At 46.4% G+C, this 12,296-nt stretch carries 12 protein-coding genes; 3 read left to right on the forward strand and 9 right to left on the reverse strand.

Features of this window, described 5'->3' with window-relative positions; genetic code table 11:
- Positions 1–47: 47 nt before the first annotated feature.
- Positions 48–1,229 carry a D-alanyl-D-alanine carboxypeptidase family protein gene (locus ABJ225_RS04955; RefSeq protein ID WP_347318793.1) on the reverse strand — a complete coding sequence of 394 codons (1,182 nt, stop codon included), beginning with the start codon at positions 1,227–1,229 and terminating at the stop codon, positions 48–50.
- Positions 1,230–1,479: 250 nt separating this feature from the next.
- Between ABJ225_RS04955 and ABJ225_RS04960 the strand changes: the two genes are divergently transcribed.
- Positions 1,480–2,109: a 5-bromo-4-chloroindolyl phosphate hydrolysis family protein gene (locus ABJ225_RS04960; RefSeq protein ID WP_347318795.1), complete on the forward strand. Its 630-nt coding sequence runs from the start codon at positions 1,480–1,482 to the stop codon at positions 2,107–2,109.
- 21 nt (positions 2,110–2,130) lie between these two features.
- The gene (locus tag ABJ225_RS04965) at positions 2,131–3,264 is read left to right on the forward strand and encodes a toxic anion resistance protein (protein ID WP_048014426.1); all 1,134 of its coding nucleotides are present in this window, start codon (positions 2,131–2,133) and stop codon (positions 3,262–3,264) included.
- Positions 3,265–3,376: 112 nt separating this feature from the next.
- On the opposite strand, the gene ABJ225_RS04970 is transcribed toward ABJ225_RS04965, so the two are convergent.
- The 7 genes from ABJ225_RS04970 to ABJ225_RS05000 form a co-directional block, all read right to left on the reverse strand.
- Positions 3,377–5,290, reverse strand: coding sequence for a vWA domain-containing protein (locus tag ABJ225_RS04970; protein ID WP_347318797.1), 1,914 nt, complete (start codon positions 5,288–5,290; stop codon positions 3,377–3,379).
- 10 nt (positions 5,291–5,300) lie between these two features.
- On the reverse strand, positions 5,301–6,188 hold the full coding sequence (locus ABJ225_RS04975) for an ATP-binding protein (protein WP_347318799.1): 888 nt from the start codon (positions 6,186–6,188) through the stop codon (positions 5,301–5,303).
- Between the two features lie 64 nt (positions 6,189–6,252).
- A complete protein-coding gene (locus ABJ225_RS04980) occupies positions 6,253–7,146 on the reverse strand; it encodes a GNAT family N-acetyltransferase (RefSeq protein ID WP_347318801.1) in 894 nt (297 codons plus the stop codon).
- Positions 7,147–7,208: 62 nt separating this feature from the next.
- Entirely contained in the window at positions 7,209–7,412 is a 204-nt protein-coding gene (locus ABJ225_RS04985; protein ID WP_347318803.1) for a DUF6501 family protein, read from the reverse strand.
- Between the two features lie 60 nt (positions 7,413–7,472).
- A complete protein-coding gene (locus tag ABJ225_RS04990) occupies positions 7,473–7,634 on the reverse strand; it encodes a hypothetical protein (RefSeq protein ID WP_347318806.1) in 162 nt (53 codons plus the stop codon).
- Between the two features lie 15 nt (positions 7,635–7,649).
- On the reverse strand, positions 7,650–8,540 hold the full coding sequence (locus ABJ225_RS04995) for a gamma-glutamylcyclotransferase family protein (protein ID WP_347318809.1): 891 nt from the start codon (positions 8,538–8,540) through the stop codon (positions 7,650–7,652).
- 116 nt (positions 8,541–8,656) lie between these two features.
- Positions 8,657–10,309 carry an AMP-binding protein gene (locus ABJ225_RS05000; protein WP_347318812.1) on the reverse strand — a complete coding sequence of 551 codons (1,653 nt, stop codon included), beginning with the start codon at positions 10,307–10,309 and terminating at the stop codon, positions 8,657–8,659.
- A gap of 301 nt (positions 10,310–10,610) precedes the next feature.
- Here ABJ225_RS05000 and sda point away from each other — a divergent pair, with 301 nt between their 5' ends.
- On the forward strand, positions 10,611–10,745 hold the full coding sequence (sda, locus tag ABJ225_RS05005) for a sporulation histidine kinase inhibitor Sda (protein ID WP_048003790.1): 135 nt from the start codon (positions 10,611–10,613) through the stop codon (positions 10,743–10,745).
- A 294-nt stretch (positions 10,746–11,039) separates the two neighbouring features.
- Here sda and odhB read toward each other — a convergent pair whose 3' ends face one another.
- Entirely contained in the window at positions 11,040–12,278 is a 1,239-nt protein-coding gene (odhB, locus tag ABJ225_RS05010) for a 2-oxoglutarate dehydrogenase complex dihydrolipoyllysine-residue succinyltransferase (RefSeq protein WP_347318814.1), read from the reverse strand.
- Positions 12,279–12,296: the final 18 nt, after the last annotated feature.

Below are 12,296 nucleotides of genomic sequence, written 5' to 3' on the forward strand. Positions count from 1 at the left end.
GTTCGCCACGAACCCTACTAGTATTTCCCAATCCTGTTTAGGATGGACTATTGAGCATTTCTTCTCCTCATAAAGGTTGTACCTGCAATGACCATGATGATGAGATAAAGATAAAATGGCAGCATGATATATCCTTTTTCAGGGGAACTATTGTGAACGGTTCCCGGCCCATTGGTTGCAAGGGCATGATCCTGTTGAAGATTTGAGGAGGCGTCTATCCGTTCCAATTTAGTGGATGTGATTTCGTCCCCGTCTCTGTTAAACAATGTCAGAAGCCCGTCCGCGCTCATTTTCTCGCTGATATGGCCATTGATTGGCTGGGTATAATGAAAGTCACTCGGAAGCCTGAAACGCTTCCCATCGAATGTGAACACGGTATCCTTCGGAATGTACTCCGAAGTGAATCTATCCAGTCCGTAATCGAGAAGCTTCTTCGTATCATCGTATATGGCCGGTTTAGATTGAGCCTTCATCGTCACGACGACAAGAGAAACGTCATCTTTTTCAGCCGTTGTTACGAGCGTATGCCTGGATTCATCAACAAATCCGTTCTTCCCACCGGTCACCTCAGGGTAAGGAAGCTCCCCCTTCACCATTTTATGGGCATTGTACAAGGTGGTATCCCAGCTTTCTGATGACCAATCCATGGATTGGATGCCAAAGAGCTTTTTGAATGTTTCGTTTTGCATGGCGTACCGTGTGATTTCCGCCATATCTTTGGCCGTCGTATAGTGATTTTTGTCGAATAATCCATGGGCGTTTGTAAAGTGGGTATGTTCCACTCCTGCCTTTTCCTTCAAGAACGTATTCAGCTTATCGACAAATTCATCCTCAGATCCAGCTACCTGCTCTGCAATGGCCACTGCGGCGTCATTCCCTGAATTGATTAGAAGACCTTCAAGGAGTTGTTCAATGCTCATCTTTTCTCCTTCTTCGAGGTATACGGTCGATCCATCGGTGCTGGCTGCCTTTCGGCTGATGGTCACCTCTTCATCAAGGGCACTATGCTCGATGGCATAAATGGCTGTAGCGATTTTGGTGATGCTTGCAGGGTACATTTTCTTCTCGGCATCTTTGGAAAAAAGAAGGCTATCTGTATTCGTATCTAATACTACAGCGGTTTCGCTGTAGACATTTGTAGGTTTTTTTGCGGGTGCCTCTTCGGCAGAAGCTGTCGTTGCAGAACATAAGCCGAAGAATAAAGCGGCTGCTGCGATTCGTTTCATCATGTCCACTCACCTATCATTTCAATGTTTACACCTCAATCATTCTATCAAATAATAGAAGGGCTTAAACACTATCTTCATTGTTTTGTTAAGAAATTGAAAGAATCCTGTCAGATAATGACATATTTTGCATGCGCAAGGAGTACGGATTTCCAATTTGACTGTGATTGTTCTACAATAGAGGGAGCAGATGAAACCTTTTTTATCACCGGAACGTATAGAAAGTCAGCATATTTTTTAAGGGGTAGATGAGATGAATACATTTCTACAAGTCTTGACGAGATCAGGAATCGGGTGGAGTGCGGGAGCAGCCGGATTCTTCACCTATCTACTGGCATTCGACCTGGGGTTTTTCATATCCGTCCCGGCAGCCGTCGGCACCAGCTTTCTCGCCTTCTATTCCACGAAGCAGATTCAGAAGCAAATGTGGCTTAAGAAGAACGGCATCACCCGCAGGGAATATCTCTTCATCACCAGGAACCTAAAAGAAGCTAAAATTAAAATAAACAGATTGCAAAGGCAGCAGCTCAAGGTCAGATCACTTGGGGCCTTCAGGCAGATCCTTGAGTTGAATCGATTGAGCAAGAGGATCTACCAGCTTGCTAAACGGGAGCCCCGGCGGTTCTTCAAGGCAGAGTCGTTCTTCTACTATCACCTTGATTCCGTTGTTGAAATTACTGAAAAGTATACCTTTCTTGCGTCCCAACCTGGGAAAGACAAGGAGGCATTCAGATCCCTTCAACAGACGAAGACGACACTCGATGAACTCTCTCTTTCACTGGAGCAGGATCTGCGCAAGGTCCTCGCTGATGACATGGACACCCTTCACTTTGAGTTGGATTTTGCCAAAAAAAGATTGGAAGAACAAAAAACGATAAAATGATGACGACTGGAGGAATCCCCCATGGAACAACGCAAAGAATACTCGGAACTTGATCAGCTATTATCAAACCCCTTCGATGAGGGTCTCTCCACGCAGCCTCAGAAGGCAAACGGCCTCATGGAGCGCCTGCCAGAAGAGCAGCAGCAAAAAGCTAAGCAGCTCGCAGAACAGATTGATTACAAAGATTATGAGGCCATCCTGAAGTACGGGACGGCCGCCCAATCCCAGCTCTCCAATTTTTCGAATTCCATGCTTGATCACGTTCAAAAACGGGATATCGGACCGATCGGAGACGTGCTCGGGGACCTCATGAAGAAACTGGAGCTCATGAACCCCGATGAACTGAATTCAAAACAAAAAGGAGTCTTCAAACGGTTGTTCCGTAAAGTCTCGTCATCCATTCAGGAAGTCCTTTCCAAGTATCAGAAGATCGGATCACAGATCGACAGAATCTCGGTCAGACTCGAGCATTCTAAAAAGACCCTGATGGACGACAATCGACTCCTTGAGACGCTTTATGAAAAAAATAAAGACTACTTCCACGCCCTCAATATGTATATTGCAGCGGCCGAATTTAAACGGGATGAGATTCAAGGGACCCTCCTTCCAACACTCAGGAAAAAGGCAGAAGAAAGCGGCGACGAGCTCTTATACCAGGAAGTCAATGACACCACCCAGTTTCTTGACCGATTGGAAAAGCGGATCCACGACCTTAAGCTGAGCCGGCAAATGACGATTCAATCCGCACCTCAGATCCGCCTTATCCAGAACACCAATCAGGCACTTGCTGAGAAAATCCAGGCATCGGTCCTCACGGCCATCCCGCTTTGGAAGAATCAGATTGCCATCGCCCTTACCCTACTGAATCAGCAAAAAGCCGTCACAGCTCAGAAGCAGGTATCGCAGACGACCAATGATCTCCTTCTGAAAAACTCCGAGATGTTGAAAGTCAACAGCATCGAAACAGCAAAAGAAAATGAGCGTGGCATCATCGATATCGAGACGTTGAAAAAAACGCAGGAAAATCTTATCACTACAATCGAAGAGACCTTGGCCATACAGGCAGAGGGGCGACAAAAGCGCCAGCAGGCCGAACAGGAAATGGTCACGATGGAGCAGGAACTGAAGCAAAAACTCATCGAAATCAGAAAATAATCAAGCAAAAAAACCGAGTGATCATTGGATCGCTCGGTTTTCTTCATATGGAATATATCTGTTTAAGGTGCGTCCGACCTCTAAAAATCGTCACCTTAACCCAGACACACGGTTAAATGCTACTGATCAACAGCTTCCTCAAAAGTGGAAAAAGCACATCAGGAAGCTCTGATACATCCGACACCAGGATACTGTAGTTCCCATATATGTTCTGAATCGTTTTCCGTTGACCTTCGTCAATCTCTCCGTTTGCAAGGAATACATTGATGACTTCGATTCCTTTTTTCCGCGCATCAAGAACGGCCTCATGGGTATCGACGATGCCATTTTGCTCGTAATCCATGGCAGCCGGCTCTCCGTCCGAGAAGACCAAAAGGAACTTTTGCTTCTCTCCTCTTTGAAGGATGCGATCTGTCATCAATCTGATGGCGAATCCGTCCCTATTGTCCTCTTCAGGATGAAGCTGCATGATTTCGGGACCACTGGACGGCTTCAGGGATGACTGGAATTCCAGGACCGGTTTAAGATAATTGGGCTGAGAATGGGAAGTAGCAGTATTGGTATCTTCCCAGAACCCTACCACTTCGTGAGGCACCCTGACCCCTTTCAAGGATTCGTGGAATAATGTGATTCCAAGCTTTGTCTCATCCATTTTATCAAACATGGATCCCGAACAATCCACCAGAAGGGAGAATACGGTATCCAGGTCGGTGGAAGGATCATGTTTTTTGTAAAACAGTCTGGGCACATCATCTGTAAGGAGCCTCAGGAGTTTTTTATTCAATCTGCCGAAGTGGAGATCCGTTCTCGGCTGGATCCTTTTATGCTCCAGAGTCTTTTCGATCATCTTCTGGAGCTTTTTCTTATAGCTGAATACTGCCGCCTTATTCACACCGTAGGCTGTCTTGTCTTCTGAAGATGGTACATCTGGAGCAAGAAAGACCGCTTCTGCATAACGATTTTCCTTTCCATATGGGTGATCTCCCATGCCACGTTCTTCATGCTCTTGATCGACCGCTTTAGGAGTCTCGTAGATCTCACGGTCGGTTTGTTTGGACGTACCCTGTACCATGGCCATGGCCTGGTCCCCGTCTTCTCCTTCCCGAACACCTTCTCCCATGAGATCGGAGGAACTTCCCTGATTCAAATCGAATTGCAGGAATGATTCCCCTTTCTCTTCGGATTCCCGATGCCAGGTGCGGAACTCTTCATCCATGATCTCCTCTTCCCCTGTGCTCTCCTCCTCAAGAACATCATCGTTCGCAAGGGGAGCCCGGCGTTTCAGATCATCAAACGTCTGGTCCGCCTCATCATCATATACATCTTCCGGGAGATGGAAGTATTCATTCAGCATGTCCTTCTTCAATACGTCTTCACATACCTCGACCATCTCCAAGCATACCTTTACAACGTCGGAGGTGGATTTCGTTTCGTATAAAAGGGCTAGCTGCCGCTGGAGAAATGGCATCATGAGATCGATCTCATCCGAAATAGCCGCCGCTTCCTCCAGGGGTGATTGAGCATGAAGCAGTAGAAACAGCTGGTTGAATAAAGCATCTGTAAATACGCTTTTCGTCAAATTCACTTTTAGCTGCGCATCAAAAAATTGCCGATAAATCCTTCTCCTCACACTGAATGATGCCTTCGTACCAGGTCGCTCCGATTTGCAGATTTCCTCAAGCCTTACTTCTTCCCCGATCACAAAGAGCTGTTTGGCAAAGCGCTTCACAGGTGACCGGTCGATTGCTCGTAGATAGCGTTCCACCGTTTTCATTTCTGTGTGTTCAAGATTCCCGATCGTGCGAAGATACACATCGCTTTTCAACCCATATGTCTCGTCCCTTTTATCCCGGTGATTCCAGAAGTGACTGACATAGACGACTTCATTTTTCGGATCGAGATAGGAAAACGGACCATATTTCAAGGACATTTCACCATTCTTTGAGAGGGTTTTCGCCAGGTCGGCCATCTCCATGAACAGAAAGGAATCGATGCGCTCATCATTGAATTGTATAAATCGATGCATGATTAACCCCTCATTCGAATAGTGTATCGGCAATGTTTTCAATTGCCGCTTTTTCCCTTTCATCTTCCAATTTATCTATGATCCCCCGTCGGATGGCCCGCTTTGCCGGCAGATGCACCGCCAGGTCACACGCGTCAAGGAGGGCACGTATGGAAGCCGCTTCTTCTGAGACCTGTCCGTTCCTCACTTGCACCATCAAGTCTGAAGCGAGCTGGACGAACCGGCCCACCACTTTAGGATCTGTAAGGGAGCTTTGAGCAGCTATGACCGCCTTTAATGTTTCTCCTTCAATATATGGCACGTCCACCACCACAAACCGGTTTTTCAAGGCTTCATTCATCGGGACGGTCCCGACATACCCTTCATTGATGGCAGCAATGACGCCGAAACTTGGGTCTGCTTTAATGACTTCACCTGTGAAAGGATTTGTTATGCTTCTCCTGTAATCGAGGACTCCGTTAAGGATTGGAAGTGTCTCGGGCTTAGCCATGTTGATCTCATCTATATAGAGGAGGTGCCCTTTTTTCATCGCCTGGATGACTGGGCCTTCAATGAATTCGATTACGCTTTTGCCGTCCTTCTCTGCAATTGTCTTGTAGCCAAGGAGAGCCTCTGCGTCAAGGTCAACGGAGCAGTTGATGCTGTGCATTGGTTGGGAGAGCATGGAAGATAGCGTATCGGAGAGCTTTGTCTTCCCCGATCCGGTCGGCCCCTTCAATAGAAGATTCTTTCTCAGGGTCAGTGAGATCAGGCAGTCCTCAATAATAAAATCCTCACTTGAGGTATAACCTCCTTCCCTGACCAATGATTGGTCCTTTTCATGATGGTAGGCTTCCTTCCGTTCTTCGATCAAGCGGAAAATTTCATCTGGTAGTTGTGTTACGTTCACTGTTGTCATCCTTTCTGATTATCCATGGAACTATTGTATCGAAATGAAACAAGCACTGCAAAAGGAAGATGCTTTAAAGTGGCAAATCATACCTCGTGAAGGTACGCTGAATGGACATGCCCGCTTTTTTATAAAGGAGTGCCGCATGGGTCGGGCTGTCACTGTCGACCAACAAGGCCGCATGGGTCATGCCTGCACGGTGTAACCCGTCAAAAGACTGCCGCAACAGTTGGAGTCCCAGTCCCATTCTTCGGTATTCCCTTTTCATGCCCAAATGGGTTATTTCCCCTACCTTCGTTTCACCATCGGCACGTGAAAGGACAAATCCGATCACTTTTTCCTTATCGATCATAAGAAGCCACCGATCGGTTGAGTCCTCTGGGATGAAAAACCGCTGATTGAATTCTTCCCAAGTGGAAGGATGATGATCATAATGATCCGCAAATATCTCTTCATAGGCTTCATATAGAGCACGTTCGTCGTTTCCGAGAATAAATGGACGGACGAGGTATGGACTGCCTGGTACCGCTGTTTCAGTAAGTTCAGTGCTCATCTGATGCCAGTGTCTTTGAATGGAAAATCCCGCTTTTTCAAAAGCAATCCGCTCTTTAGGCGTATTGGCAGAAATGACGATGCTTTTCTCATTGATACCCTCAGATTTCCAGCGCTTTCCCGATTCGATCAGAGATTCGATCAGCTCTTCTATATAGCCTTCTGTACCCTCATCTTTCACGGTCAACACCAATGATGGGAGACGATGATCCCGACGGGTGAGAAACGATACCCCTTTCAGCACACCACGGACCCATAACCCAACTTTGTCCTCTCTTTCCGTTTTGACTACTAAGTCCCTGATCATCTTCAAACTTGTTTGCACGTTTCCATATACGGTTTGTTCATAGTCATGGAACAAACTGATCACCTCAGAAAGCTCGTCTGCCTGTATTGACCGTTTGACTCTGCTCATCCCTACACCTCCACATAAAAAAACTGATGCTTTCAGAAATTGAAAAGCATCAGCTTTGATCCTTACAGTACTTCAAAGTACTCTTTATAAAATCCACCCATTTTTCTACTTTCGTCGATGACGAAGTAGTAATCCTCGGATTCATTTTTCAAATCGTATACTTTCCCTGGAATCAATACGTTTTCCACGGTATATTTCGCCGCATCTGTATGTAGGCATTTCACTTTTCTTCCTGTTTCGTTTTTGGTCCATGTATGATGGATCATTGTTGAATCCCCTTCCTGAGCTTGACTATGTTACTAGTATAGTCTTATCTTCATGTGAGTTCAATACTCCATGATGAAACCTTGCCGTCCGCTTTTCACATCCTGACAATACGATGCCGCTGATGTAAACAAACCATTTTCGATTCGATTTCGATAGACGGAAACCACCAATGGAAACTGCTCTGGGTGAGGATCATGATGCTCACCCATCACGAAATTCATATAGATAACCCGCCCTCAGGCAGGATCCCGGTCCACCGCATGGACCTGATGAAGCATGGCACGAATCCGTTCTTCATCCATTCCGAGTCCCAAGAGCTGATCTTGCAGTTTACGATGATATTCCTCACTCACATAAGGGTGGCTCCCTCTCAGTATTTCAAGGGCATAGTGTTCAGGCGGCAGGGTTTCAGGTGATTTCCGTTTTACGATGAATGTCAAGACGTCCTTATACACCCTTCCGTCGATCGTCACATCAAGAAACGCAGGCCGATACCAACCGGGGAGTACCCCTTCCCTTTCGAACAGGTAATCGACTGCTTCCTGATTGACCCGGTAGACCACGCCTTCCATGACCTCTCCAGGAACTTCCGTGATATCCCCCCTGCCTCCATCATCCACGACGAAAGAGTAGTCCATTCGGAAATCTTGTACGATTCCTGCCCCGAGACAGTCCTGAAAGTGGATATGGACCCCTGCTTTTTTGAAACGTTCCTGATCCATGCAGGATCCGTAGGCGAAGTACAGGGTTTCAGACGGTCTGTTTTCGAGGAAAGTCTTCACTTTCCAGTCACCCGAAAGAATCACTGAACCTTGTGCGTCTTCAGATGCTGCAGCAAATACGGTAGCCACATGGCTTCCGTGATCGGTAACTACCGTCGCTTCCGTCCGGATTGCATTGGCCGGGATCACTTCTTTCATTCTTTCGAGCTGGTCGATCACGCAAGGATCGATCTCATACAATTCACCGTATACCTTCTCATTCCCATCGGTCATGACAGGCTGCCCGTCTACTGACTCAATGAGCACCCCGTCCACGTAAGCTTGGAGTGAAATGGTTCGGGGGTTTTGTAAAAGGGAATGATGTCGTTCATGCTTTCTTAAATTCCCATAAACGAATATAAGCATATATGGTCCCTCCACTGGTTAAATTCATTGTACTCTGCTCATCCATCATATCACAGAAAAAGGACATTGGATTCCTATAACAGAAGCCAATGTCCACCCCCTAAATAAGTAAGCGATTACATTTTATTAGTATGGGAAATCGCCTTTTCACCCATCTCCCGCAAACGGAATTTCTGAATCTTCCCTGACGCGGTCATGGGATACGAATCGATGAATTCAATGAATTTCGGCACTTTGAACCGAGAGATCTTTCCTTTGCAAAAATCCCTGATTTCCTCTGATGTACACACTTGACCAGGCTTGAGGATCACCCATGCAATCACTTCTTCTCCAAATGTTTCATCCGGAACCCCGGTGACTTGTACGTCCAACACCTTCGGATGGGAATATAAAAATTCTTCAATTTCCCTTGGATAAATATTCTCACCGCCCCTGATGATCATATCTTTGAGCCTTCCCGTGATCCTGCAATATCCCTCTTTATCCATGACGGCCAAATCTCCCGTATGGAGCCACCCTTCCTCATCTATGGCCAGGGAGGTCGCCTGTTCATTTTTGTAATATCCCTTCATGACATGATACCCCCGAGAGCACAGTTCACCCTGTTGACCCGGACCCAGTGATCTTCCTGTAGCAGGATCGATGACTTTCACTTCGACATCAGGTAGGGCACGCCCGACCGTTTCCACCTTCACATTCAATGGATCATCCGTCCGGGTCTGTGTGATGACCGGGGAAGATTCCGTCTGACCATAAGCGATGGTGATTTCTTCAGCGCCCATTCGCTCCATGACCCCTTTCATCACTTCCACGGGACAATTGCTTCCTGCCATGATACCGGTCCTGAGCGTTGATAGATCATATTTGTGGAATTCAGGAAGATTCAATTCAGCGATAAACATCGTCGGTACCCCGTGTAACCCTGTACAACGTTCAGATTCCACGGTGCGGAGGACTTCTGCCGGACTGAATTCCTGAACGGGTACCATGGCTGCCCCTACGGACACACATGCCATCGTTCCAAGTACACAACCGAAGCAGTGAAAAAACGGAACCGGAATGCATAGGCGGTCCATTTCAGTCAGATCCATGCACCTTGCGATATTATACCCATTATTCACAATGTTGGAGTGCGTAAGCATGACTCCTTTGGGAAATCCCGTGGTACCAGATGTATACTGCATATTGATCACATCATCAGGTTGGCACTCGGCCATCCGTGCGTTCAGTTCTTCGTCAACCTCCCCTTCGCCGAGCTTCATGATATCGTCCCAGGAATACGTTCCTGGATAACGATGATCGCCGAGGACGATGACATTCTTCAATTTTGGGAGAGCTGCGCTTTCCAGCTGACCCGGGATCGCGTCCTTAAGCTCCGGACAGATATCATAGAGCATGTCAATATAAGATGTTGTTCGGTAACCTTCCATCAATATGATGGAACCGCTATCCGATTGCTCAAGCAGGTACTTCAATTCTTCCCTCTGATAATTGGTATTCACCGTGACCAGGACTGCCCCCATTTTCCCTGTAGAAAACTGGCTGATGAGCCACTCAGGAGTGTTTGTCGCCCAGATGGCCATATGATCTCCTTTGTTGATGCCAAGCTTCATGAATCCTTTTGCTGCTTGACGGCAAAGTTCATCAAAGCGGGAGTACGTCCATCTCAACCCTCGATCTGCATACACCACCGCATCCCGATCGGGGAAAAGCGCCGCTTTTTCTTCAAGAAGCGTCCCGATTGTTTTTGTTAAAACCGCCACATACAACCCCTCCCAAATATGTAAATACAGCTCTTACGTGAGTAATATTATCACAAAAATTAGAATTTTCAAATAAAAAAGGAGTAATCGCAGCTTTTTCAGTAAATGTTTATATGTCTAACTGCTGGCTCCCAGGCTCCGCCCTTACCCATGATTCAACCCTTCTAAACACGTTTCAACAATTCATGTCAAAACCCGACTTAAGTTGTATTTTCAAAAAACCCCTTTTCAAAAGAAGTGAATGTATGTAGAATAAATAGAAAATATAGAACATTCTATATTTTAAACATTTCCTGGGAGGTTGCTCATGAAAATTTTAAGTAATGAACAGTTGGTCGCAGCGTATCGGAATGCTGAAAAGCAGGGGAATGATCAGGATTGGATTATGCTCCTGAAGAAAGAAATTCGAAACCGTGGACTGAGGCCTTTTAGGAAATCGTGATGAGACATTGAATGAGGAGGGTGAAGACAAATCTGTCTTCACCTTTTATTTTTGTAAAGGGAACCTACCTTTACTTCCTTTCTTCCATTGTTCTTCCTCGATGATTCCAAGCTTATGAAACAAATAAGAATAGTAGTATACCTTTTTCTTCACTTCCATCGCCTCCTTTTCCCTTATGCAAAACTATTGGTTTTAATCATATTTTATGCATTTATACAAGTTTTAGTGCAAAAAAAATCCGATGCCCCACTGGGGCACCGGCAATACATTCATCAGTTCAGTCAAAAATCAGGATCAGCCTTCAAGCAGAAGGTCTTCAGGATTTTCAAGCAGTTCCTTCACCATGGCAAGGAAGCCTACTGCTTCTTTACCATCTATGATTCTATGATCATAGGAAAGGGCAACGTACATCATCGGACGGTTTTCCATTGTATCCTTATCGATTGCCATCGGACGCAGCTGGATCTTGTGCATTCCTAGGATCCCTACTTGAGGTCCATTCAGGATCGGAGTCGAAAGAAGTGATCCGAAGACACCTCCATTGGTGATGGTGAAAGATCCACCTTGGAGATCGGCAAGGGCAAGCTTGTTTTTCCTTGCTTTGGTTGCAAGCTCCATGATTTCTCCTTCGATTTCCGCAAAGTTTTTGCGCTCACAGTCTCGGACCACAGGTACAACCAGCCCATCTTCTGTTGAGACAGCAACACCGACATCATAGAACTTTTTGAGGACAATTTCATCTCCATCGATCTCAGCATTGACATATGGATACTTTTTAAGGGCAGCAACAACCGCTTTTGTGAAGAAGCTCATGAATCCGAGTCTTACATCGTGGTCCTCAAAGAATTTGTCCTTCTTACGCTTCCTTAGCTCCATGACAGCCGTCATATCGATTTCGTTAAATGTCGTAAGCATGGCAGCCGTCTGTTGGACTTCAACCAGCCTTTTTGCAATGGTCTGGCGGCGACGTGACATTTTTTCGCGTTCAACCGGTTTACCATTATCAGATTTAGGCGCTTTTTTCGCTTCTGGCGCAGGCTTGGCCGGTGCAGAAGCAGGCTTGTTCCCATAGGCTTCGATATCCTGCTTGCGCACCCTTCCCAGTGGATCTGTAGGCACATCGGAAAGATCGATTCCTTTTTCCCTCGCTAGCTTGCGTGCAGCAGGAGAAGCAATCGGACGATTCTTCTTCTCGGTCGCTGCCGGCTCTTCTTTGGCAGGTTCCTGCTTTTGATCCTTCTGTTCAGGGGCTTCGGCTTTCTCTTCCGCTTTCTCCTCAGATGAGGCCGGGGCTTCCCCGCCTTCACCGACGACAGCGATGACTTGGCCTACCTCAACGGTATCTCCCTCTTCGGCTTTCAATTCTTGGATCGTTCCCGCTTCTTCAGAGATGACTTCCACGTTTACTTTATCGGTTTCCAACTCTACGATATATTCGCCTTTTTCCACGTAGTCGCCCGGCTGTTTCAGCCACTGGGCGATTGTACCTTCTGTAATGGATTCTGCTAATTCTGGAACTTTGATTTCTGCCACTGTGATGTCCTCCTCTTT

This window comes from Rossellomorea sp. RS05 (assembly GCF_039822645.1).
Classification (GTDB): Bacteria; Bacillota; Bacilli; order Bacillales; family Bacillaceae_B; genus Rossellomorea; species Rossellomorea marisflavi_B.

What these genes read in the sequence shown, in the direction of transcription:
- ABJ225_RS04965 (WP_048014426.1), top strand. Translation starts at nt 2,131, where the DNA reads ATGGAACAACGCAAAGAATACTCGGAACTTGATCAGCTATTATCAAAC.
- ABJ225_RS04960 (WP_347318795.1), top strand. Translation starts at nt 1,480, where the DNA reads ATGAATACATTTCTACAAGTCTTGACGAGATCAGGAATCGGGTGGAGT.
- ABJ225_RS04955 (WP_347318793.1), bottom strand. Translation starts at nt 1,229, where the DNA reads ATGATGAAACGAATCGCAGCAGCCGCTTTATTCTTCGGCTTATGTTCT.
- sda (WP_048003790.1), top strand. Translation starts at nt 10,611, where the DNA reads ATGAAAATTTTAAGTAATGAACAGTTGGTCGCAGCGTATCGGAATGCT.
- ABJ225_RS04975 (WP_347318799.1), bottom strand. Translation starts at nt 6,188, where the DNA reads ATGACAACAGTGAACGTAACACAACTACCAGATGAAATTTTCCGCTTG.
- ABJ225_RS04980 (WP_347318801.1), bottom strand. Translation starts at nt 7,146, where the DNA reads ATGAGCAGAGTCAAACGGTCAATACAGGCAGACGAGCTTTCTGAGGTG.
- ABJ225_RS04970 (WP_347318797.1), bottom strand. Translation starts at nt 5,290, where the DNA reads ATGCATCGATTTATACAATTCAATGATGAGCGCATCGATTCCTTTCTG.
- ABJ225_RS04990 (WP_347318806.1), bottom strand. Translation starts at nt 7,634, where the DNA reads ATGAATTTCGTGATGGGTGAGCATCATGATCCTCACCCAGAGCAGTTT.
- ABJ225_RS04985 (WP_347318803.1), bottom strand. Translation starts at nt 7,412, where the DNA reads ATGATCCATCATACATGGACCAAAAACGAAACAGGAAGAAAAGTGAAA.
- ABJ225_RS04995 (WP_347318809.1), bottom strand. Translation starts at nt 8,540, where the DNA reads ATGCTTATATTCGTTTATGGGAATTTAAGAAAGCATGAACGACATCAT.